Source organism: Streptomyces violaceoruber (genome assembly GCF_033406955.1).
GTDB lineage: Bacteria > Actinomycetota > Actinomycetes > Streptomycetales > Streptomycetaceae > Streptomyces > Streptomyces violaceoruber.
The window spans coordinates 4,174,483-4,194,026 of the sequence record NZ_CP137734.1 but is presented as its reverse complement, the minus strand read 5'-3'; the positions used below and the strand labels follow the sequence as shown (position 1 = coordinate 4,194,026).

Annotated in this window: 15 protein-coding genes; 9 read left to right on the top strand and 6 right to left on the bottom strand. The window is 71.7% G+C overall.

Going from position 1 to position 19,544, the window contains the following annotated elements:
- The first annotated feature begins 351 nt into the window (after positions 1 to 351).
- The 6 genes from hisC (at position 352) to R2E43_RS18735 (ending at position 10,802) form a co-directional block, all read left to right on the top strand.
- Positions 352 to 1,431, top strand: coding sequence for a histidinol-phosphate transaminase (gene hisC / locus R2E43_RS18760; protein WP_011029330.1), 1,080 nt, complete (start codon positions 352 to 354; stop codon positions 1,429 to 1,431).
- A gap of 287 nt (positions 1,432 to 1,718) precedes the next feature.
- Entirely contained in the window at positions 1,719 to 3,224 is a 1,506-nt protein-coding gene (locus R2E43_RS18755; RefSeq protein WP_003974998.1) for a cytochrome ubiquinol oxidase subunit I, read from the top strand.
- 20 nt (positions 3,225 to 3,244) lie between these two features.
- Positions 3,245 to 4,249, top strand: coding sequence for a cytochrome d ubiquinol oxidase subunit II (gene cydB / locus R2E43_RS18750; protein ID WP_003974997.1), 1,005 nt, complete (start codon positions 3,245 to 3,247; stop codon positions 4,247 to 4,249).
- 75 nt (positions 4,250 to 4,324) lie between these two features.
- Positions 4,325 to 7,843: a thiol reductant ABC exporter subunit CydD gene (cydD, locus tag R2E43_RS18745; protein WP_189283224.1), complete on the top strand. Its 3,519-nt coding sequence runs from the start codon at positions 4,325 to 4,327 to the stop codon at positions 7,841 to 7,843.
- A 104-nt stretch (positions 7,844 to 7,947) separates the two neighbouring features.
- Entirely contained in the window at positions 7,948 to 9,630 is a 1,683-nt protein-coding gene (locus R2E43_RS18740; RefSeq protein ID WP_332056387.1) for a sensor histidine kinase, read from the top strand.
- A gap of 122 nt (positions 9,631 to 9,752) precedes the next feature.
- Positions 9,753 to 10,802 carry a M23 family metallopeptidase gene (locus tag R2E43_RS18735; RefSeq protein ID WP_003974994.1) on the top strand — a complete coding sequence of 350 codons (1,050 nt, stop codon included), beginning with the start codon at positions 9,753 to 9,755 and terminating at the stop codon, positions 10,800 to 10,802.
- Between the two features lie 35 nt (positions 10,803 to 10,837).
- Here the strand turns inward: R2E43_RS18735 and R2E43_RS18730 are convergent, their stop codons facing one another.
- From R2E43_RS18730 to R2E43_RS18705, 6 genes are all read right to left on the bottom strand, one after another.
- Positions 10,838 to 11,725, bottom strand: a complete 888-nt coding sequence (locus R2E43_RS18730; RefSeq protein ID WP_003974993.1) for an HAD family hydrolase — start codon at positions 11,723 to 11,725, stop codon at positions 10,838 to 10,840.
- 87 nt (positions 11,726 to 11,812) lie between these two features.
- Positions 11,813 to 12,718 (bottom strand): LLM class flavin-dependent oxidoreductase, encoded by a 906-nt coding sequence (locus tag R2E43_RS18725; protein ID WP_016326709.1) that lies wholly within the window; start codon positions 12,716 to 12,718, stop codon positions 11,813 to 11,815.
- A gap of 53 nt (positions 12,719 to 12,771) precedes the next feature.
- Positions 12,772 to 13,230 carry a hypothetical protein gene (locus R2E43_RS18720; RefSeq protein ID WP_003974991.1) on the bottom strand — a complete coding sequence of 153 codons (459 nt, stop codon included), beginning with the start codon at positions 13,228 to 13,230 and terminating at the stop codon, positions 12,772 to 12,774.
- 6 nt (positions 13,231 to 13,236) lie between these two features.
- Positions 13,237 to 13,785, bottom strand: a complete 549-nt coding sequence (locus R2E43_RS18715; RefSeq protein ID WP_003974990.1) for an RNA 2'-phosphotransferase — start codon at positions 13,783 to 13,785, stop codon at positions 13,237 to 13,239.
- 110 nt (positions 13,786 to 13,895) lie between these two features.
- Positions 13,896 to 15,653 carry an SDR family oxidoreductase gene (locus R2E43_RS18710; protein WP_011029339.1) on the bottom strand — a complete coding sequence of 586 codons (1,758 nt, stop codon included), beginning with the start codon at positions 15,651 to 15,653 and terminating at the stop codon, positions 13,896 to 13,898.
- The gene (locus R2E43_RS18705; RefSeq protein ID WP_332056386.1) at positions 15,650 to 16,519 is read right to left on the bottom strand and encodes a M24 family metallopeptidase; all 870 of its coding nucleotides are present in this window, start codon (positions 16,517 to 16,519) and stop codon (positions 15,650 to 15,652) included. Before R2E43_RS18705 ends, R2E43_RS18710 begins: the two co-directional genes overlap by 4 nt.
- Before the next feature lie 254 nt (positions 16,520 to 16,773).
- Here R2E43_RS18705 and R2E43_RS18700 point away from each other — a divergent pair, with 254 nt between their 5' ends.
- The 3 genes from R2E43_RS18700 to R2E43_RS18690 are packed head-to-tail and all read left to right on the top strand — an operon-like array spanning position 16,774 to position 19,542.
- Complete coding sequence (locus tag R2E43_RS18700; protein ID WP_003974987.1) at positions 16,774 to 17,736, top strand: ABC transporter ATP-binding protein; 963 nt, start codon at positions 16,774 to 16,776, stop codon at positions 17,734 to 17,736.
- The gene (locus R2E43_RS18695) at positions 17,726 to 18,634 is read left to right on the top strand and encodes an ABC transporter permease (RefSeq protein WP_003974986.1); all 909 of its coding nucleotides are present in this window, start codon (positions 17,726 to 17,728) and stop codon (positions 18,632 to 18,634) included. The genes R2E43_RS18700 and R2E43_RS18695 overlap by 11 nt, the downstream gene beginning before the upstream one ends.
- Entirely contained in the window at positions 18,631 to 19,542 is a 912-nt protein-coding gene (locus tag R2E43_RS18690) for an ABC transporter ATP-binding protein (protein WP_003974985.1), read from the top strand. The genes R2E43_RS18695 and R2E43_RS18690 overlap by 4 nt, the downstream gene beginning before the upstream one ends.
- Positions 19,543 to 19,544 lie beyond the last annotated feature (2 nt).

The window sequence follows — 19,544 nt, the reverse complement described above, 5'->3', positions numbered from 1 at the left end:
TTTCTGCAAGATCATTAATGCTTAACAGCCTTGGAAAGCAAGCCAGTTGGCCCCGCCCACCCCATTACCTGACGTGTTGGCCAGTGAGTGCCTGCGGGGTGGTGGATGTTGCGAAGAGGTCTCAACTCACCTGCACGAGGGATGCGCGCCACGGCGTGAGCCACCGGCGCGTAGATATATGTGCGGCGCGCCCCCCGAATCGTGCGCCTTCGTGCACTGATGCCCCTGATGCCAGTGTGACGGACGAGGTCTGCCCCACCCCGCCCGTCTCTCCCGCCTCTACGCAGCGGCGGTGAATCCTCATAAGGTGAGGAGTATTCGATGCCGGTGGTGGTCACGAGGAGGACTGCGGTGAGCGAGACGAGCCCCAAGCTGCGCGCCGAGCTGGAGGGGATTCCCACCTACAAGCCGGGCAAGCCCGCCGCGGCCGACGGTCCGGTGGCCTACAAGCTGTCCTCCAACGAGAACCCCTACCCACCACTGCCGGGAGTGATGGAGACGGTGACGGCCGCCGCCGCCTCCTTCAACCGCTACCCGGACATGGCCTGCACGTCGCTGATGGCCGAGCTGTCCGACCGCTTCGGCGTGCCCCTGGCCCACCTGGCCACCGGCACCGGATCGGTCGGTGTGGCCCAGCAGCTGATCCAGGCGACCTCGGGCCCCGGCGACGAGGTGATCTACGCCTGGCGCTCCTTCGAGGCGTACCCGATCATCACGCAGATCAGCGGCGCGAGGTCCGTGCAGGTACCGCTGACGCCGGGCGAGGTGCACGACCTGGACGCCATGGCGGACGCGATCACCGACCGCACACGGCTGATCTTCGTCTGCAACCCCAACAACCCCACGGGCACGGTGGTACGGCGGGCCGAGCTGGAGCGGTTCCTGGACCGGGTGCCGAGCGACGTGCTGGTGGTCCTGGACGAGGCCTACCGCGAGTTCATCCGGGACGCCGAGGTCCCGGACGGCGTCGAGTTCTACCGTGAGCGGCCCAACGTGTGCGTCCTGCGCACCTTCTCCAAGGCCTACGGCCTGGCGGGGCTGCGGGTCGGCTTCGCGATCGCCCACGAGCCGGTGGCGGCGGCGCTGCGCAAGACGGCGGTGCCCTTCGGGGTCAGCCAGATCGCGCAGGAGGCGGCGATCGCCTCGCTGCGCGCGGAGGACGAGCTGATCGGCCGGGTCGGTTCGCTGGTGTGCGAGCGCGCCCGCGTGGCCGACGCGCTGCGCGCGCAGGGCTGGACGGTGCCGGAGAGCCAGGCCAACTTCGTCTGGCTGCGACTGGGAGAACGCACGCTCGCCTTTGCGAACGCCTGCGAGCAGGCCGGCGTGGTCGTCCGCCCCTTCGCGGGCGAGGGCGTGCGCGTGACGGTCGGGGAGAGCGAGGCGAACGACATCTTCCTGAAGGTGTCGGAGGAGTTCCGCAAGGAGCTGTAGCCCCGAACGGGGCGGGACGACGAGGCGCGGGACGGCAGGTGCCGTCCCGCGCTTTCGCATGCGGAGGGGCCATCGCCCCCCGGACTCAACGGTCTGTTGAAGTTCCGGCAGAGGGGTTGACGTCACAGGGGACCCCCCTTCCGGTGTCGAAAAGCTGTAGGTCATAATTGCTTGTGAATGTGAACGCGTTCACAAGCGTGGGCCCGATTGCGCCCGCGATGGGTGTGACAAACACGCTCAAACCGCCGCTGACCACGGCGGTGTGGCGATGTGAGGAGAGTGAAGACGTGGACCTGGCTCTGGCGCCGGAGACGCTGGCGCGATGGCAGTTCGGCATCACGACCGTCTACCACTTCCTGTTCGTCCCGCTGACGATCTCGCTGGCCGCCCTCACGGCCGGACTGCAGACCGCCTGGGTCCGCACGGAGAAGGAGAAGTACCTCAGGGCGACCAAGTTCTGGGGCAAGCTCTTCCTGATCAACATCGCGATGGGTGTTGTCACCGGCATCGTGCAGGAGTTCCAGTTCGGCATGAACTGGTCCGACTACTCCCGCTTCGTCGGCGACGTCTTCGGCGCCCCGCTCGCCTTCGAGGCGCTGATCGCCTTCTTCTTCGAGTCCACCTTCATCGGCCTGTGGATCTTCGGCTGGGACAAGCTGCCCAAGAAGATCCACCTGGCCTGCATCTGGATGGTCTCGATCGGCACGCTGCTGTCGGCGTACTTCATCCTCGCGGCCAACTCCTGGATGCAGCACCCCGTGGGCTACCGGATCAACGAGGAGAAGGGCCGCGCCGAACTCACCGACTTCTGGCAGGTCCTCACCCAGAACACCACCCTCAACCAGGTCTTCCACAGCTTCTCGGCGGCCTTCCTCACGGGCGGTGCCTTCATGGTCGGCATCGCCGCCTTCCACCTGATGCGCAAGAAGCACATCCCGGTGATGCGGACCTCGCTCCGGCTCGGCCTGGTGACCCTGGCGGTCGGCGGCCTGCTCACCGCGGTCAGCGGCGACACCCTCGGCAAGGTCATGTACGAGCAGCAGCCGATGAAGATGGCCGCCGCCGAGGCCCTGTGGGACGGCGAGAAGCCGGCACCCTTCTCGGTCTTCGCCTACGGGGACGTGGACAAGGGGCACAACAAGGTCGCCCTGGAGGTCCCCGGGCTGCTGTCCTTCCTCGCGCACAGTGACTTCGAGTCCTACGTGCCCGGCATCAACGACACCAACAAGGCCCTCCAGGAGCAGTTCGGGCCCGGTGACTACAAGCCCATCGTCCCCGTCGCCTACTGGGGCTTCCGGTGGATGATCGGCTTCGGCATGGCGTCCTTCTCCCTCGGCCTGCTGGGCCTGTGGCTGACGCGGAAGCGGTTCCTGCTGCCACCGGCCCTGCGCACCGGGGAGGACGAGGTCCCGCACCTGGTGCTGTTGAAGAAGCCGCTCGGGGCGAGGCTCACCCGGATGTACTGGCTGCTGGCGCTGTGGACGATGGCGTTCCCCCTGATCGCCAACTCCTGGGGCTGGATCTTCACGGAGATGGGCCGGCAGCCCTGGGTGGTCTACGGCGTGATGCAGACCCGGGACGCGGTCTCCCCCGGCGTCTCCACGGCCGAGGTCATCATCTCGATGTCCGTCTTCACCCTGCTGTACGCCGTCCTGGCCGTCATCGAGGTCAAGCTCCTGGCGAAGTACGTGAAGGCCGGACCGCCCGAGCTGACCGAGGCCGACCTCAATCCGCCCACGAAGATCGGCGGCGATCTCCGTGACGCCGACAAGCCGATGGCCTTCTCGTACTAGGCCGAGGGAGCTGCACAGTCATGGAACTGCACGACGTCTGGTTCGTTCTGATCGCCGTCCTGTGGACCGGCTACTTCTTCCTGGAGGGCTTCGACTTCGGAGTGGGGGTGCTGACCAAGCTGCTCGCCCGGAACCGGGCCGAGAAGCGGGTGCTGATCAACACCATCGGCCCCGTGTGGGACGGCAACGAGGTCTGGCTGCTCACGGCCGGCGGTGCCACCTTCGCCGCCTTCCCCGAGTGGTACGCCACGCTCTTCTCCGGGTTCTACCTGCCACTGCTGGTCATCCTGGTCTGCCTGATCGTCCGCGGGGTCGCCTTCGAGTACCGCGTGAAGCGGCCCGAGGAGAACTGGCAGCGCAACTGGGAGACGGCGATCTTCTGGACCTCGCTGATCCCCGCGTTCCTGTGGGGCGTGGCCTTCGGCAACATCGTCCACGGCGTGGAGATCGACCGGGACCTGGAGTACGTCGGCTCGGTCTGGGACCTGCTCAACCCGTACGCCCTCCTCGGTGGTCTGGTGACGCTGACGCTGTTCACCTTCCACGGCACGGTGTTCACCGCGCTCAAGACCGTCGGTGAGATCCGTGAGCGGGCGCGGACCCTGGCGCTGCGGGTCGGCCTGGTCACGGCCGTGCTGGCCCTCGCCTTCCTGCTCTGGACGCAGGCCGACAGCGGGGACGCCAAGAGCCTGGTCGCCCTCGTGGTGGCCGTCGCCGCCCTCGTCGCCGCCCTGATGGCGAACCAGGCCGGTCGTGAGGGCTGGTCGTTCGCCCTGTCCGGCGTCACCATCGTGGCGGCCGTGGCGATGCTCTTCCTGACGCTCTTCCCGAACGTCATGCCGTCGACGCTGAACGCGGACTGGAGCCTCACCGTCACCAACGCCTCGTCCAGCGCCTACACGCTGAAGATCATGACCTGGCTGGCCGTGATCGCCACCCCGGTCGTCCTGCTCTACCAGGGCTGGACGTACTGGGTGTTCCGCAAGCGCATCGGCACCCAGCACCTCGCCGACGCCGCGCACTGAGTCCCGGGATGCGTTTCACGTGAAACGAAGCGAAACCTCGGAACGCATCCCGCCGGGCAGGAAGGCCTGTTTCACGTGAAACCCATCGATCCACGTCTTCTGCGGTACGCCCGCGCCACCAGGCTCTTCCTGGCGGCGGTCGTCGCCCTGGGTGCCGTCGGGGCCGGACTGCTCGTCGCCCAGGCCATGCTCATCGCCGAGGTGGTGGTCGGCGCCTTCCAACACGGCACGACGGCCGTCGGACTCCGCACCCCTCTGCTGCTGTTGGTGGCCGTCGCCTGCGGCCGGGCGCTGGTCGGCTGGCTCACCGAACTGGCCGCGCACCGCGCGAGCGCGGCGGTGAAGTCCGAGCTGCGGGGCCGGCTGCTGGAGCGGGCCACCGCGCTCGGCCCCGGGTGGCTGGGCGGACAGCGGACCGGCTCCCTGGTCGCCCTCGCCACCCGGGGCGTCGACGCCCTCGACGACTATTTCTCGCGCTATCTGCCGCAACTGGGCCTCGCGGTGGTCGTGCCCGTGGCGGTGCTGGCCCGCATCGTGACCGAGGACTGGGTCTCGGCGGCCATCATCGTCGGCACCCTGCCCCTCATCCCGGTGTTCATGATGCTGATCGGCTGGGCCACCCAGTCCCGGATGGACCGCCAGTGGCGGCTGCTGTCGCGGCTGTCGGGACACTTCCTGGACGTGGTCGCGGGACTGCCCACGCTGAAGGTCTTCGGCCGGGCCAAGGCGCAGGCCGAGTCGATCAAGCGCATCACCGGCGAGTACCGCCAGGCGACCATGCGGACCCTGCGGATCGCCTTCCTGTCGTCCTTCGCGCTGGAACTGCTCGCCACGCTGTCCGTCGCGCTGGTCGCCGTCACCATCGGCATGCGCCTGGTCCACGGGGACATGGCGTTGTACGACGGCCTGGTCGTGCTCGTCCTCGCGCCGGAGGCCTATCTGCCGCTGCGGCAGGTGGGGGCGCAGTACCACGCGGCGGCCGAGGGCCTCGCCGCCGCCGAGGACATCTTCTCGGTGCTGGAGCATCCGGTACCGGCGTCGGGGACCGGCCCGGTTCCGGCGGACCATGCGCTGCGCTTCGAGGGCGTGACGGTCCGCTATCCAGGACGCGCCGAGGCGGCCGTCACGGACGTGGACTTCACCGTCGAGCCCGGGGAGACGGTCGCGCTCGTCGGTCCCAGTGGAGCGGGCAAGTCGACGCTGCTGAACGCCCTGCTCGGCTTCGTTCCCCCGACCGGGGGGCGGGTCCGGGTCGGGGGAGCCGACCTCGCCTCGCTCGATGTCGCGCAGTGGCACGCCCGCGTCGCCTGGGTGCCCCAGCACCCGCACCTGTACGCCGGCACCATCGCGGAGAACGTACGGCTGGCCCGGCCCGACGCCGACGACACCGCCGTCCGCCGGGCCCTGCGGGACGCGGGCGCCCTGGAGTTCGTGGACGCGCTGCCCGAGGGCACGGCGACCGTCCTCGGGGAGGACGGAACCGGCCTGTCCGCGGGACAGCGGCAGCGGCTGGCGCTGGCCCGGGCGTTTCTCGCGGACCGGCCGGTGCTGCTGCTCGACGAGCCGACGGCGGCCCTGGACGGAGCCACCGAGGCGGAGGTCGTGGACGCCGTTCGCAGGCTGGCGCAGGGGCGTACGGTCCTGCTGGTGGTGCACCGTCCGGCACTGCTGGAGGTCGCCGACCGGGTGGTGCGGCTGGACGCGCCGGCGGGCTTCGGCCGGGCCGAGGGCACCAGCGGGTCGCCGGTCGCCGCGCAGGACGGCCCGCGCACCGCCGCTCCGGGTCCCTTCGACGAGCCGGTCACCGCGTCCGTCGAGCCCGCTGAGCCCGCAGCGAAGGCGCGGGGAGGCGTGCTGTCCCGGGTCCGCGCCATGTCCGGCGCCCGGCGCGGACGGCTCGGCCTCGCGCTGCTGCTCAGCAGTCTGGCGCTCGGCAGCGCCGTCGGCCTGATGGCGACCTCCGGGTACCTCATCTCCCGGGCTTCCGAGCAGCCGCCGGTGCTGTACCTGATGGTGGCCGTGACGGCGACCCGGGCCTTCGGCATCGGGCGGGCCGTGTTCCGCTACGCGGAGCGGCTGGTGTCGCACGACGCCGTGCTGCGGATGCTGGCCGACACGCGGGTCGCCGTGTACCGGCGGCTGGAGCGGCTGGCCCCGGCCGGGCTGCGGCACAGCCGCCGGGGCGACCTGCTGTCCCGGCTCGTCGCCGACGTCGACGCCTTGCAGGACTACTGGCTGCGCTGGCTGCTGCCCGCCGGAAGCGCACTGGTCGTCTCCGCCGCCTCGGTCGGGTTCACGTCCTGGCTGCTGCCGGAGGCGGGCGTCGTGCTCGCGGTCGGCCTGCTCGCGGCCGGTGTCGGTGTTCCGCTGCTCACCGCGGCCGTGGCACGGCGTGCGGAGCGCCGGCTGGCCCCCGCCAGGGGTGTGCTCGCCACCCGGGTGACGGAGCTGCTCACCGGTACCGCCGAGCTGACCGTCGCCGGTGCTCTGCCCGGTCGCGCCGCCGGGGCCCGGCGGGCCGACGGCACTCTCACCCGGATCGCCTCGCGCGCCGCCACGGCCACCGCGCTGGGCGACGGGCTCACCGCCCTGGTCTCCGGCCTGACCGTCGCGGGCGCCGCCCTCGTCGGAGTCCAGGCGGTCGCCGACGGCCGACTCGCCGGCGTGGCCGTGGCCGTCGTCGTCCTGACCCCGCTGGCCGCCTTCGAGGCCGTCCTCGGACTGCCGCTCGCCGTGCAGTACCGCCAGCGCGTGCGCAGGAGCGCCGAGCGCGTGTACGAGGTGCTCGACGCGCCGGAGCCCGTGCGGGAGCCTGAGGTGCCGAGGCAGGCGCCCGCCTCGCCGTTCCCGGTGGTCGTCGAAGGGCTGGCCGCGCGTCACCCCGGGCAGGACAGGGACGCGCTGGCGGGGCTGGACCTGACCTTGGAACAGGGACGCCGCGTCGCCGTGGTCGGACCGTCCGGGTCCGGCAAGACGACCCTCGCCCAGGTGCTGCTGCGCTTCCTCGACTCGGCGGCGGGCTCCTACACGCTGGCCGGTGTCGACGCCTACGCCCTGGCCGGCGACGACGTACGGCGCCTCGTCGGACTGTGCGCCCAGGACGCGCACCTCTTCGACAGCTCGGTCCGCGAGAACCTGCTGCTGGCCAGGAAGGACGCCACCGAGGCCGAGCTGCGCGACGCGCTGGGGCGGGCCCGGCTGCTGGAGTGGGCCGACAGCCTGCCCGACGGTCTGGACACGCTGGTCGGCGAGCACGGGGCCCGGTTGTCCGGTGGTCAGCGCCAGCGGCTCGCCCTGGCCCGGGCGCTGCTCGCCGACTTCCCCGTCCTCGTGCTCGACGAGCCGGCCGAGCACCTCGACCTGCCGACCGCCGACGCGCTCACCGCCGACCTGCTGGCCGCCACCGAGGGCCGTACGAGCCTGCTGATCACGCACCGGCTGGCGGGGCTGCGGGCCGTGGACGAGGTGATCGTCCTGGACCGGGGCCGGGTCGTGCAGCGCGGTACGTACGCGGAGCTGGCGGCCGTGCCGGGGCCGCTGCGGGAGATGGCCGGGCGGGAGGCGGCGGCGGAACTGCTGGTGGGAGCGGTGTGACCGGCCGACCCGGCCTCGGATCCGAGGCCGGGTCGGCCCCGGATCCGGAAAAATCTTCCGCAATACGACTTTCCTGAACAAAAAGGTCTCATTAGGCTCGGGTCATGCCCCCAGCGCCGCCTCCCGGCTCCCCGCCGCCCCGTGCGGAGGCCTCGGCCGAACTACTGGCCCGGGTGCCGAAACTGCTGGACGCCATGCGGTCCGTCGGCAGCGGACTCGAGCTGCGCTCCACGCTGCGCCGGATCTGCGAGACGGCCGCCGACCTGGCGCACGCCCGGTACGCGGCCATCGGCGTCGTCGACGAGGACGGCGACGGCCTCGCCGACTTCGTGCACCACGGCCTGGACGAGGCGACGGTACGGCGCGTCGGCCACCTCCCGGACGGCCGCAAGGGACTGCTCGGCGCGCTCATCCGCGATCCCGAGCCGGTCCGGCTGACCGACCTGACCCGGGACCCGCGCTCGTGCGGCTTTCCCGAGCACCATCCGCCGATGCGCGGTTTCCTGGGTGTCCCCATCCGCGTGCAGGGCGAGATCTTCGGCAACCTCTACGTGACCGACAAGCACGCGGGCGAACCCTTCGACGACCACGACCTCGCCATGGTCCGGGTCCTGGCCACGGAGGCCGGAATCGCCATCGGCAACGCGCGACTGTACGAGGCCGCGCAGCAGCGGGAGCGGTGGATCGACGGATCGGTCGCCGTCACCACCGCCCTGCTGTCCGGCGGCGACACGGACGACGCCCTGCAGACCGTTGCCGAGCAGGCCCGCCGCCTCTCCGGCGCGGCCGCCGGGATCGTCCTGCTGCCGGCCGACGGGGGCGGCCTGGAGATCGTGGCCGTCGACGCGCCGCATCCCACCAACGCCCTCGGCGCGGTCATTCCACCGGAGAACGGCATCGTGGCGGAACTGCTCGCCGGACGGCCCGTGTTCGTGGACGACGCCGCCACCGACCCCCGCCTGAACGCCGGCCCCGCGCGCTCCTACGGCCCGGTCATGCTGGTGCCGCTGTGCCGGGACGGGAAGGTCCTCGGGAGCCTGGTCATGCCACGCGCCCGGGGAGAGCGCCCGTTCACCCGGACGGAGCGCGCGCTCGGCGACCGGTTCGCCTCGCAGGCCGCGCTGGCGCTCACGATGGCCGAGGCCCAGCGCGACCGGGAACGGCTCGCCGTGTACGAGGACCGGGACCGGATCGCCCGGGACCTGCACGACCTCGTCATCCAGCGGCTGTTCGCGACGGGGATGATGCTGGAGAGCGCCCAGCGCGGGTCGGCCGTGCCCGAGGTGCGCGACGGGGTCGGTGGAGCCGTCGACGAACTCGACGTCACCATCCAGGAGATCCGCTCGGCGATCTTCGCGCTCCAGCAGCCGGCCGAGGCGCCCACGGGACTGCGCACCCGCGTACTGCGCGAGATCACCATGGCCGCCGCCCCGCTGGGCTTCACCCCCTCGCACCGTTTCGTCGGCCCGGTCGACACCGCCGTCGGCGACGTGACCGGCAAGAACCTCATCGCCGCGCTGCGCGAAACCCTCTCCAACGCCTTCCGGCACGCCCACGCCGAACGGATCGAGGTGGTCGTGGACGCGACGGCTACCCTGCGGGACGGCCGGCCGGGCGTCCGGCTGACCGTCGCGGACGACGGTGTCGGCGTTCCCGAGGGCGGCCGGCGCAGCGGCCTGCGCAATCTGGAGCGCCGCGCCGAGACCGTGGGCGGCGCCAGTCGGCTCGGGCCGGGCATCGGGGCGGGCGGCGGCGGCACGACGGTGCTGTGGGAGGCGCCGTACTGAGCGCCGCCGACGCCGCGTTGCCCCGTGTGCAGCAGCCGCGCTGAGCCGTGTGCAGCAACGGGTCCCCCACTCGTACGACCTGAACGAGACTCCGGACGCCGCGCAGGTCCACGATCGCTGACATGCGCTCATCCCGCCGTCGTCCGCTGCTGGTTCCGGTGCTGCTGTGCGCACTCGCCCTGCTCGCGGCCCGCCCCACCGACGGCATGGACGGGGACACCAGGCCGGGCGCCGGTCTCGGCCCGCAGGTGGCGCGGCTGTACGAGGACGCGGCGAAGGCCACCCGGCAGTACGAGGACGGGCGGCGAGAGGCCGAGGCGCAACGGTCGAAGGCCCTGGAGTACGAGCGCCGGCTCGACGGGCAACGGCAGAAGATCGACGCCATGCACGAGGACCTGGGCCGCATCGCCCGCGCCCAGTACCGCGACGGCGGCGGGCTCCCGCTCACCGCGCGGATGCTCCTCGCCGACGACCCCGAGGAGCTGATGCGCGGTCAGCGGGCCGTCTCCCGGGCGAATCTGGCCGTCGACCGGGCCATCGGGAAGAACCTGCGGGCCGAGGCGCGGCTCGCCGACCAGGAGGCCGGGGCGCGGGCGGCCTGGCAGGCGCTGGAGAAGCGCAACGCCGGCCTGGCGAAGCTGAAGAAGGAGATCGAGAGCAAGCTGGAGGTGGTGCGGTCCCGGCTGGAGGGGCAGGCGGACTCCTCCGTCGCGGCCGGCGCGTGCCCCGGCGCGGTCCGCCTCGACCAGCCGGACGTGCCCTCCGGCCCGTCCTGGGTGGCCCCGGTCGAGGCCTACGAGCTGTCGGCGTCCTTCGGCAGCGGCGGGTCTCGGTGGGCGCACCGGCACACCGGCCAGGACTTCGCGGTGCCGGTCGGGACACCGGTGCGGTCGGTCGGCACGGGCCGGGTCCTGAAGGTGTCCTGCGGCGGGGCCTTCGGCATCCAGGTCGTCATCGAGCACGCGGGCGGCTACTACACGCAGTACGCCCATCTCGCGGCCGTCGCCGTCGACCAGGGCGACCGGGTCGACGCCGGGCAGTGGATCGGCCAGTCCGGCAGCACCGGCAACTCCACCGGCCCCCACCTGCACTTCGAGGTCCGGGTCACCCCGGACATGGGCTCGGCACTGGACCCGGTGCCGTGGCTGTCACAGCGCGGGGTGCCGCTGTGACGGCGCGGGACCGGGCGGCCCGCCGGGGCGGCGGGTCAGGTCAGGTCCGCCAGCATCCGCTCGATCACGACCGCCACGCCGTCGTCGTTGTTGGCGACCGTCCGCCCCGAGGCGGCGGCGATCACGTCCGGGTGCGCGTTGCCCATCGCGTACGACCGTCCCGCCCAGGTGAGCATCTCGACGTCGTTCGGCATGTCGCCGAAGGCCACGACCTCCTCGTGCGAGATGCCGCGCTCGGCGCAGCACAGGGCGAGCGTGCTGGCCTTGGAGACGTCGGGGCCGCTGATCTCCAGCAGGGCGCTGGGGCTGGACCGGGTGACGTTGGCGCGGTCGCCGATGGCGAGGCGGGCCAGCGTGAGGAAGCCGTCGGGGTCGAGCTCCGGATGGAAGGCGAGGATCTTGAGGACGGGCTCGGTGGCGGCGCGCCCGCCCGGCGCCAGGATCTCCTCGGCGGGCAGAAGGTCGTCGGGGACCTCCATGTGCAGCTTCGGGTACGCCGGCTCCTGGTGGAAGCCGTACGTCTGCTCGACCGCGAACACCGTGCCGGGCGCCGCCTCCCGCAGCAGCCGCACGGCGTCCAGCGCGTTCTCCTGCGGCAGCTCGCGGACCTTCACGAACCTGTGACTGCCGGGGCCGCCGTGCAGGTCGACCACGGCGGCACCGTTTCCGCAGATGGCGAGGCCGTGCCCGTGGACGTGGGCGCTGACGACGTCCATCCAGCGGGCGGGGCGTCCGGTGACGAAGAAGACCTCGATGCCTGCCTTCTCCGCGGCGGCCAGCGCGGCGACCGTACGCGGCGAGACCGACTTGTCGTCGCGCAGCAGGGTGCCGTCGAGGTCGGTGGCGATGAGTCGCGGGCGGGTGGCGGCGGCCGGGGGCTCGGGCTGTCGGGTCGCTGAGGTCACCCGGTCATTGTCACGCATATGCGTGCACGCCCGTGCGCGGCTCCGCACATATGTGAGCTACGGCTCTCCTGCCCGGCTCCCGGGCCCCGGTCGATTCCAACGCCCTCATTCCTTCAGCTGAGCCAGTGCCTCCATCGCGATCCGCTCGAAGACCTTCTCGTCCGCGGCGAAGTCCGAGTCCGGGATCGGCCAGTGGACGACCAGCTCGGTGAAGCCCAGGTCGCGGTGGCGTCCGGCGAAGTCCACGAACGCGTCCACGGACTCCAGCGGGCGGCTGCGCTCCGGCGTGAAGCCGGTGAGGAGGACCCGGTCCAGCTCGCCCACCTCGCGGCCGATCGCGGCACAGGCGTCGGCCAGCCGGTCGCCCTGCTGCCGCAGCGCACGGTCCGACTGCTGGGGGGTGCCGTTCTCGAACAGTTTGGGGTCTCCGGTGGTCACCCACGCCTGGCCGTGGCGGGCGGCGAGTGCCAGTCCCCGTGGACCGGTCGCGGCCACCGCGAAGGGCAGCCGGGGCCGCTGCACACACCCCGGGATGTTGCGGGCCTCGTGCGCCGAGTAGAAGTCGCCCTCGTACGACACCGCGTCCTCGGTCAGCAGCCGGTCGAGCAGCGGCAGGAACTCGCCGAGCCGGTCCGCCCGCTCGCGCGGCGTCCACGGCTCCTGGCCCAGCGCCGTGGCGTCGAAGCCGGTGCCGCCCGCTCCTATGCCGAGGGTGATCCGCCCGCCGGAGATGTCGTCGAGGGAGATCAGTTCCTTGGCGAGCGTCACCGGATGCCGGAAGTTCGGCGAGGTGACCAGGGTGCCCAGACGCAGCCGCTCGGTGACGGACGCGGCGGCGGTCAGGGTCGGCACGGCACCGAACCACGGGCCGTCCCGGAAACTGCGCCAGGAGAGGTGGTCGTAGGTGTAGGCGGTGTGGAAGCCGAGCTGCTCGGCGCGCGTCCACGTCGAACGGCCGCCCTCGTGCCAGCGGCGGTACGGAAGGATCACGGTGCTCAGGCGCAGACTCATGACTCCGAGCCTAAGCGGCCGTCCCCCGGTTTCACGTGAAACGGCCTCCGTCGTCACCGTACGCGACTGCTCAGCCACGGGGTGAGGAGGAGCATCGACACGTGCTCCTTGTGGGCCCGGTCGCCCGGCAGCGGAACGATCAGGCGGTATCCGGGCGGGAAGCGGCGCCCCTGGACGTAGGCCAGGCCGCCGAAGACGGAGCGCAGGAACGCGGGCACGTCGTCGCGCTCGACATCGGGAAACTCCACGTTCTCGACGGTGAGCAGGGCGTCGCCCTCGTGGAAGAGCCGGACACTCACCCGGGGAACGCCGCCGAACTCGACGAACGCCTCGTGCGGGAGAGAGCCGTCGGCGTCGGTGGTCACCCCCACCCCGGCGGCGCTGTGGCGGGAAGTCTGGTCGGCGCCGATGTCGTCGGTGACCTCGATCTCCAGCGCGTACTCCTCGGCGACGGCGCGGAGGGCGGTGACGGCGGACTGGGTGGTGGGCAGGTGCTCCATGCCTTCGATCATGCGGGGTCAGTGCGGAGCGGGAAAGCGCAGATAGCGGGACGGCACGTGCTGCGTCAGCCAGACGCCGTTCGCGCTGACGTGGAAGACGTGTCCGTCGCGGTGCATGGCGGCGGCGTCCACCGGGAGGACGACCGGCCGGCCGCGACGGGCCCCGACCCGGGTCGCGGTCTCGCGGTCCGGCGAGAGGTGGACGTCGTGCCGGTTCATCGGCCGCAGGCCCTCGGCCCGGATGGCCTCCAGATGCCGGGCCACGGTCCCGTGGTAGAGGTACGGCGGCGGGGTGGCCACGGGCAGCCGCAGATCCACGTCGATGCTGTGGCCCTGGCTGGCCCGGATGCGGGTGCCCTCCACCGCGAAGCGCCGCTTGTCGTTGGTGGCGACCACGTGGTCGAGCTCTTGGCGGGTGAAGGGAAAGCCGTGCGCCGCCGCCGCGGCGACGAGTGCGTCGATCTCGACCCAGCCGCCCTCGTCGGGCGTGAGCCCGATCCTCTCCGGCTGGTGGCGCAGGTGCTTCGACAGATACTTGGACACCTTCACCGTGCGTTCTTGTTGCATGGCATCAGCTTGCCTAGTGAGACGCGCGTCACGCGATCGATTTTGCCGCCGGCGTTTGATCCACAGTCAAGTCGGGTTATCCACAGGCTGATTGCCGGAATCTGTGGAAACTACAGGGGCGGCTTCACCCGAGCGAGGCGCCGCAGCATCCGGGGTGCGAACCGGGACATGAGGTGGGCGCCGCGCGCCTCCGGCGTCACCGGGACCACCGCCCTGTTGCGCACGACCGCCTCCAGCACGGCGTCCGCCACCTTCTCCGGCGGGTAGTTGCGCGCCCCGTACAGCCGTGCGGTGCGCTGCTGCCGGCGCTTCTCCTCCTCGGCGTCCACGCCCGCGAAGTGCGCCGTGGAGGTGATGTTGGTGTTGACCAGGCCGGGGCAGATCGCCGTGACGCCGATGCCCCGGTCGGCCAGCTCGGCGCGCAGGCACTCGCTCAGCATCAGCACGGCCGCCTTCGAGGTGCCGTAGGCGGGCAGCACCCTGGAGGGCTGGAAGGCCGCCGCCGACGCGGTGTTGACGATGTGGCCGCCCTGCCCGCGCTCGGCCATCTGCCGGCCGAACAGACGGCAGCCGTGGATCACGCCCCACAGGTTGACGTCGAGGACCTTCTTCCAGTCCTCCGGCGTCGTGTCGAAGAAGGAGCCCGACAGACCGATCCCGGCGTTGTTCACGAGCACGTCCACCACGCCGTACTCGGCGGCGACCCTGGCCGCCAGCTTCTCCATGGCCTGCTCGTCGGAGACGTCGACGGCCTCCGCCCAGGCGGCCCGGGCACCGATCAGCCGGGACAGCTCCGCGGTCCGGGCGGCGGCCTCGGCGTCCCGGTCGACGGCCACCACACGCGCTCCGGCCTCGGCGAACGCGAACGCCGTCGCCCGCCCGATGCCGCTGCCCGCACCGGTGACCAGGACCAGCTGCCCGCCGAAGCGGTCCGCGTACTTCCCGTTCGCCGCCGTCTCGGACCGGCCGTCCTCGGTCGCGGTGACGAACTCCGTGATCCAGTCCGCCAGCCGGTCCGGCCGGGTGCGCGGCACCCAGTGCTTCGCGGGCAGCGTGCGCCGGGTGAGCCGCGGCGCCCACAGCTCGAGGCCGTCGTAGAGCCGCTCCGACAGGAACGCGTCGCCCAGGGGCGTGATGAGCTGCACGGGCGCGTGCGCGTAGGCGTCCTCGCGCGGCCTGCGCAGCCGGGGCCGGACGTTGTCCCGGTAGAGCCACGCCCCGTGCGCGGCGTCCGACGGCAGGGACGCGGTCGGGTAGTCGCCGCCGGGCACCTTCTCGACGCGCTCCAGGATGCCCGGCCAGCGCTTGCCGAGCGGGCCGCGCCAGGCCAGCTCCGGGAGCACGGGGGTGTGCAGCAGGTAGACGTACCAGGACTTGGCGCCCTGGCCGAGGAGCTGTCCGACCCGGCGCGGGGTGGGACGCCTGAGGCGCTTGTTGATCCAGTGCCCGAAGTGGTCGAGGGAGGGCCCGGACATCGAGGTGAAGGAGGCGATGCGCCCCTCGGTGCGCTTGACCGTGACGAACTCCCAGGACTGCACCGAGCCCCAGTCGTGGCCCACCAGGTGCACCGGGCGGTCCGGGCTGACCGCGTCGGCCACCGCCAGGAAGTCGTCCGTCAGCTTCTCCAGCGTGAAGCCGCCCCGCAGCGGGCTCGGCGCGCTCGACCGGCCGTGGCCGCGGACGTCGTAGAGGACCACGTGGAAGCGGCCGGCCAGGCGGGCGGCGACCTCGGACCAGACCTCCTTGCTGTCCGGGTAGCCGTGCACCAGGACGACCGTGGGCCGCCGCGGATCGCCCAGCTCCGCCACGCACAGCTCGACCCCGCCCGTGCGCACCCGGCGCTCCCGCGCACCCTCCAGCACCGTCATGTCTCCTCCGCCCAGCGCCGCACGTGCGGCAGATCGTCGTCCAGCCAGAAGGCGCTCTCCTCGGGATCCGCGGAGTCGGTCACGACCAGGATCTCCTCGAACTTCGCGCCCGTACCCCGGAAACCGAGGTGGGGTTCGACCGCCCACAGCCCCGGGTGGGGCGGGTGGTCGGAGAAGCGGTAGGGCGACCACAGCGGGGACCAGCCCTCGCGGTGGCCGTGCAGCGCGTCGCTCGCCAGGCCCTTGAGCGCCTGCGTGCCGAAGCCGAACAGGCGCGGGGCCGGCCGCCGTTCCCGCACCCGGTCCACTTTGTGGGCGATGACGCCGAAGGGATAGGCGCGGTGCCGGTTGGCACAGCCCTGGCGGACCATGAGCCGGTCCACGTCCTCGTAGATCTCCCGCAGCGGCCTGCGCTCGCGCACCTCGCGCAGGATCAGCTCGCGGTGCGCCGCCAGGTCGGCCGCCAGCCGGTGCTGCACCGGGTTGGGGCCAAGGGCCCCGGAGTAGCCGATGTCGGCGGTGAATCCCCGGTGCACCGGGGCCAGGTCCAGGATGAACGGCATGCCCGGCTCCAGCCGGCGGTTCGTGGGGAAGAACTGCAGCGGTACCCGGAAGCCCGTGAACGCCGTGCGGTCGCCGAACCAGGCGAACGGCAGGTGGAACCAGTCCCGCACGCCCCGCTCCCGCAGCCACGCGCGCTGCATCCGGGCCGCGTCGCGCTCGGTCACGCCCGGCTCCAGCCGGGCGGCCACGGCCTCGGCGCACTCGTAGGCGAGACGCTGCACCTCGCGGAACCCCCGCAGCTCCGCGCCCAGTCCGGCCGTCGCCGTCGCCGTCGCCGTCGCCGCCGTCGTCGTGCCATCCATGCCGTGCCACCCCCGTCCCGCCGTCCCGGCGCGGTCCGCACCGGCCGTGCTACTCGCCCGTAACTCGACGCCGCCGAATCTCCCAGTTGTTAGACCCAACGTCAATAGGGCGGCCGGCGCGGCCTCGGAAGCCGGTGCCGTGGCCCTCAGGTACGGCATCCCCTACGGGCCCGTACTACTCGAGACGGACGCCAAGACGGCTCTGCGGTCTGACGACCGCAGTGGCGGACGTCACTACTGTCATTGACGTGACTGTGATCGCGACCGAAAGCCTGAGCAAGCGGTTCCCCCGGGTGACCGCGCTCGACCGGCTCTCCGTGGACGTCGGACCCGGTGTGACCGGACTCGTCGGTGCCAACGGCGCCGGCAAGTCCACCCTGATCAAGATCCTGCTGGGTCTGTCTCCCGCCACCGAGGGCCGGGCCGAAGTGCTCGGACTCGATGTCGCCACCAAGGGCGCCGACATCCGCGAGCGGGTCGGCTACATGCCGGAGCACGACTGCCTGCCACCCGACGTCTCGGCCACCGAGTTCGTCGTCCACATGGCACGCATGTCCGGCCTGCCGCCCACCGCCGCCCGCGAGCGCACCGCCGACACCCTGCGCCACGTCGGCCTGTACGAGGAGCGCTACCGCCCCATCGGCGGCTACTCGACGGGCATGAAGCAGCGCGTGAAGCTCGCGCAGGCCCTCGTGCACGACCCCCAGCTGGTCTTCCTCGACGAGCCGACCAACGGCCTCGACCCGGTCGGCCGCGACGAGATGCTCGGCCTCATCCGCCGCATCCACACCGACTTCGGCATCTCCGTCCTGGTCACCTCGCACCTGCTGGGCGAACTGGAACGCACCTGCGACCACGTCGTCGTCGTGGACGGCGGCAAGCTGCTGCGCTCCAGCTCCACCACGGACTTCACCCAGACCACCACGACCCTCGCGATCGAGGTCACCGACACCGACGAGCACCCCGACGGCACCCGCGCGGTGCGCGAAGCGCTCGACGCGCGCGGAGTGAGCGTCCAGGACGGCAGCGGCCTGCCCGGCGCCGGCCGCGTCCTGCTGCTCACCTCGGCGGGCGAGGAGACCTACGACCTGGTCCGCGACGTCATAGCCGACCTCGGCCTCGGCCTGGTCCGCATGGAGCAGCGCCGGCACCACATCTCGGAGGTCTTCACCGACAGCGACGCAGCACGGAAGGAGGCGGTCGGCCATGGCAGCTGAACAGCCCACAGCCACGGTGCCGGGTGACCAGACCCGCATCCACAACATCGGCTACCGCAGTTACGACGGCCCCCGCCTCGGCCGCGCCTACGCCCGCCGTTCGCTGTACTCGCAGTCCCTGCGCGGTTCCTACGGCCTCGGCCGCTCGGCCAAGTCCAAGGTGCTGCCGATGCTGCTCTTCGTGGTGATGTGCCTCCCGGCGGGCATCATGGTCGCGGTCGCCGTCGCCACCAAGGCCAACGACCTGCCCGTGGACTACACGCGCTACGCGATCGTCCTGCAGGCCGTCATCAGTCTCTACGTCGCGGCCCAGGCCCCCCAGTCCGTCTCGCGCGACCTGCGCTTCAAGACCGTGCCGCTGTACTTCTCGCGGCCGATCGAGACCTCCGACTACGTGCGCGCCAAGTACGCCTCGCTGGCCTCGGCCCTGTTCATCCTCACCGCCGCACCCCTGCTGGTGCTCTACGTGGGCGCGCTGCTCGCCAAACTCGACTTCGCGGACCAGACCAAGGGGTTCGCCCAGGGACTGGTCTCCGTGGCACTGCTCTCCCTGCTCTTCGCCGGCCTCGGCCTGGTCGTCGCATCGGTCACCCCGCGCCGCGGCTTCGGCATCGCGGCCGTCATCGCCGTCCTGACGATCACCTACGGTGCGGTCTCCACGCTCCAGGCCATCGCGGACGTCCAGGGCAGCTCCGGGGCCGTCGCCTGGATAGGCCTGTTCTCGCCGATCACCCTCATCGACGGAGTGCAGTCCGCCTTCCTGGGCGCCACCTCCGCCTCCCCCGGCGGGGTGGGCCCGAGCAACGGCGAGGGCGCGGTCTACGTCCTCGTCACCCTGGGCCTGATCGCCGGTGCCTACGGCCTGCTGATGCGCCGCTACAAGAAGGTGGGACTGTGACCACGCTGAACATCGACCACGTCTCCCGCTGGTTCGGCAACGTGGTCGCCGTCAACGACATCACCATGACGATCGGCCCCGGCGTCACCGGCCTGCTCGGCCCCAACGGAGCGGGAAAGTCCACCCTCATCAACATGATGGGCGGCTTCCTGGCCCCCTCCACCGGCAGCGTCACCCTCGACGGCCAGCCGGTCTGGCGCAACGAGGACATCTACAAGCACATCGGCATCGTCCCCGAGCGGGAGGCGATGTACGACTTCCTCACCGGCCGCGAGTTCGTCCTCGCCAACGCCGAACTGCACGGGCTGGGGGCCAGGGCGGCCGACGAGGCCCTCGCGACCGTGGAGATGGCCTACGCCCAGGACCGGAAGATCGCCACGTACTCCAAGGGCATGCGCCAGCGCGTGAAGATGGCGTCCGCCCTCGTCCACCAGCCGTCGCTGCTCCTGCTCGACGAGCCGTTCAACGGCATGGACCCGCGCCAGCGCATGCAGCTGATGGACCTGCTGCGGCGGATGGGCGACGAGGGCCGCACCGTGCTGTTCTCCTCGCACATCCTGGAAGAGGTCGAGCAGCTCGCCTGGCACATCGAGGTCATCGTCGCCGGACGCCACGCGGCCAGCGGCGACTTCCGCAAGATCCGTCGCCTGATGACCGACCGGCCGCACCGCTACCTGGTGCGTTCCAGCGACGACCGGGCCCTCGCGGCCGCGCTGATCGCCGACCCGTCGACCTCCGGCATCGAGGTCGACCTCGCCGAGGGCGCCCTGCGCATCCAGGCGGTCGACTTCGGCCGGTTCACGGTCCTGCTGCCGAAGGTCGCCCGCGACCACGGCATCCGGCTGCTCACGGTCTCGCCGTCCGACGAGTCCCTCGAGTCCGTCTTCTCGTATCTCGTCGCGGCGTAGGA